Annotated in this window: 1 protein-coding gene and 1 pseudogene; both read right to left on the bottom strand. The window is 60.0% G+C overall.

All coding sequences use genetic code 11. The annotated features are described in order from the left end of the window. Positions 1-170: 170 nt before the first annotated feature. Positions 171-1,292, bottom strand: coding sequence for a cupin domain-containing protein (locus ERD80_RS21600; protein WP_058776487.1), 1,122 nt, complete (start codon positions 1,290-1,292; stop codon positions 171-173). A 57-nt stretch (positions 1,293-1,349) separates the two neighbouring features. After that, positions 1,350-1,521 (bottom strand): annotated as a pseudogene (locus ERD80_RS21595) (two-component system sensor histidine kinase PhoQ); the annotation flags it as partial.

Raw genomic sequence — 1,521 nt, 5'->3', positions numbered from 1 at the left:
TCCCCGGACTGTACACCCGCAGGAGAGGGGACCGATCGAGCGGGAATCAGGTTCTTCATTTGCCCATGCCGCCGCCGGCGCTTTACTGCAATCGTCGCGCGGTTTGCTCCCTCTCCCGCGGGCGGGAGAGGGCCGGGGTGAGGGAAACGGGCGCAGAGGACCTGATCAACTCAATCAGCAAAAAACCAGTACCCGCTGTTCACCAGTGCCGCCAGCTGAGCCAGCAGCGAAGGGTCATCCAGCGCATCGCCGAAATCTTCCAGCGTCAATACGTGTTTGTGTGCCAGCGCAGCCAGTACCGACGGATGCGCGCACTCAACGCGCTCACCGTTGACGTACACCGCGTCGCCCAGCGTCAGCACGCGCAGGCCGCCGAGGCGCGTCAGCGCATCACCCTGCTGCAGCGCGTCATAAATCTCATCCGGCTGATACGGCGGTTCCGGCGGTGCCACATCCAGCTCGTGACGCGACTGGGAAATAAATTCGCCAAACCACTGGTTGAACTGCTCCGGCTGATTAATCACATCCAGCATCACCTTGCGGATACCTTCCACTTCCGACGGCAGAATCTGCGAAGGACAATCGCGCGCCGGCACATCCGGATCGCTGAAGCGGTAGCTGCCCAGTTCATGCGCCAGCATGTAATCCGCAAAGCCGCTGATCAACTCGCGTCCGTTGGGCGCGCGGAAGCCGACTGAATAGTTGAGCGCGTTCTCCAGCGAGTAGCCTTCATGCGGGAAACCCGGTGGAATATAAAGAATGTCGCCCGGTTCCAGCTCTTCATCGATGATGGCGTCGAACGGTTCAACCTGCAGCAGGTCCGGATGCGGGCAGTGTTGTTTCATCGGCACTTTTTCGCCTACGCGCCAGCGACGGCGGCCAGTGCCCTGAATAATAAACACGTCGTATTGATCAAAGTGCGGGCCCACGCCGCCGCCCGGCACAGCGAACGAGATCATCAGGTCGTCGATACGCCAGTCGGGCAGAAAGCGGAACGGGCGCATCAGCGCAGCAGAAGGTTCATGCCAGTGGTTCACTGCCTGGACCAGCAGCGACCAGTTGCTTTCACCCAGGTGATCGTAGCTTTCAAACGGACCATGGCTGACCTGCCACTTGCCGTTGTTGTGGCTGACGAGGCGGCTGTCCACCTCGTTTTCCATTGCCAGACCGGCCAGCTCATCCGGAGAAATCGGATCAATGAAGTTTTTGAAACCCCGTTTCAGCACCACCGGGCGTTTTTGCCAGTAGCGCTGAATAAAGTCGGGCCAGTTGATGTCGAGCTGATAGTCCATGCGAGGATTCCGGTTAGGGCCATAATTGCTGCCAAGTATAACAGCCCGCGTTCGGTTCTACTCGCGGTGATGTTCAACTTCCTGCCGCTGAAAAATCACCTCCATGCGGGCGCCGCCGAGCGGGCTGGTCGTGGCGATTACCTGACCGGCATACTGCTCGAGAATATCGCGCACTACCGCCAGTCCCAGTCCCTGACCGGGACGCAGCGTATCGGCACGCTGGCCGCGC

This window comes from Pantoea sp. R102 (assembly GCF_004916815.1).
Lineage (GTDB): Bacteria > Pseudomonadota > Gammaproteobacteria > Enterobacterales > Enterobacteriaceae > Pantoea > Pantoea dispersa.
Note: the sequence above shows the minus strand (reverse complement) of the source record. Positions and strands in the feature narration are given on the sequence as shown.